The sequence below is a fragment of the Streptomyces sp. NPDC056128 genome, from assembly GCF_042263835.1.
Lineage (GTDB): Bacteria > Actinomycetota > Actinomycetes > Streptomycetales > Streptomycetaceae > Streptomyces.
This window is the reverse complement of record NZ_JBHJVQ010000091.1, coordinates 1-1,516: the sequence shown is the minus strand read 5'-3', so window position 1 is coordinate 1,516 and position 1,516 is coordinate 1. Positions and strand designations below refer to the sequence as shown.

4 tRNA genes and 1 rRNA gene are annotated in these 1,516 nt (G+C 53.3%); all 5 read left to right on the top strand.

Annotated features, from left to right (window positions below):
* Positions 1-30 precede the first annotated feature (30 nt).
* Positions 31-106, top strand: a tRNA-Lys gene (locus ACFC1X_RS40780).
* A 10-nt stretch (positions 107-116) separates the two neighbouring features.
* A tRNA-Leu gene (locus ACFC1X_RS40775) sits at positions 117-203 on the top strand.
* 5 nt (positions 204-208) lie between these two features.
* Positions 209-280: transfer RNA gene (locus ACFC1X_RS40770), tRNA-Gly, on the top strand.
* A gap of 10 nt (positions 281-290) precedes the next feature.
* A tRNA-Ala gene (locus tag ACFC1X_RS40765) sits at positions 291-366 on the top strand.
* A 76-nt stretch (positions 367-442) separates the two neighbouring features.
* Positions 443-1,516 (top strand): 16S ribosomal RNA (locus ACFC1X_RS40760); the annotation flags it as partial.

Genomic DNA, 1,516 nt, shown 5'->3' with positions numbered 1-1,516 from the left:
ATGTTATACTATATGAGTCTCTTGTAATAAGAGCCATTAGCTCAGTTGGTAGAGCATCTGACTTTTAATCAGAGGGTCGAAGGTTCGAGTCCTTCATGGCTCACCATGTTTTTCTTGCGGATGTGGCGGAATTGGCAGACGCGCTAGAATCAGGCTCTAGTGTCTTTACAGACGTGGGGGTTCAAGTCCCTTCATCCGCACCATTTCTGCGGAAGTAGTTCAGTGGTAGAACACCACCTTGCCAAGGTGGGGGTCGCGGGTTCGAATCCCGTCTTCCGCTTTATTACTAAGGGGCCTTAGCTCAGCTGGGAGAGCGCCTGCCTTGCACGCAGGAGGTCAGCGGTTCGATCCCGCTAGGCTCCACCATTAGTTCTTTGAAAACTGAACGAAACAAACAACGTGAAACGTCAATTTTTATTTTTAGATGCTAGACAAACTAACTTTATCGGAGAGTTTGATCCTGGCTCAGGACGAACGCTGGCGGCGTGCCTAATACATGCAAGTCGAGCGGACAGATGGGAGCTTGCTCCCTGATGTTAGCGGCGGACGGGTGAGTAACACGTGGGTAACCTGCCTGTAAGACTGGGATAACTCCGGGAAACCGGGGCTAATACCGGATGGTTGTTTGAACCGCATGGTTCAGACATAAAAGGTGGCTTCGGCTACCACTTACAGATGGACCCGCGGCGCATTAGCTAGTTGGTGAGGTAACGGCTCACCAAGGCAACGATGCGTAGCCGACCTGAGAGGGTGATCGGCCACACTGGGACTGAGACACGGCCCAGACTCCTACGGGAGGCAGCAGTAGGGAATCTTCCGCAATGGACGAAAGTCTGACGGAGCAACGCCGCGTGAGTGATGAAGGTTTTCGGATCGTAAAGCTCTGTTGTTAGGGAAGAACAAGTGCCGTTCAAATAGGGCGGCACCTTGACGGTACCTAACCAGAAAGCCACGGCTAACTACGTGCCAGCAGCCGCGGTAATACGTAGGTGGCAAGCGTTGTCCGGAATTATTGGGCGTAAAGGGCTCGCAGGCGGTTTCTTAAGTCTGATGTGAAAGCCCCCGGCTCAACCGGGGAGGGTCATTGGAAACTGGGGAACTTGAGTGCAGAAGAGGAGAGTGGAATTCCACGTGTAGCGGTGAAATGCGTAGAGATGTGGAGGAACACCAGTGGCGAAGGCGACTCTCTGGTCTGTAACTGACGCTGAGGAGCGAAAGCGTGGGGAGCGAACAGGATTAGATACCCTGGTAGTCCACGCCGTAAACGATGAGTGCTAAGTGTTAGGGGGTTTCCGCCCCTTAGTGCTGCAGCTAACGCATTAAGCACTCCGCCTGGGGAGTACGGTCGCAAGACTGAAACTCAAAGGAATTGACGGGGGCCCGCACAAGCGGTGGAGCATGTGGTTTAATTCGAAGCAACGCGAAGAACCTTACCAGGTCTTGACATCCTCTGACAATCCTAGAGATAGGACGTCCCCTTCGGGGGCAGAGTGACAGGTGGTGCATGGTTGTCGTC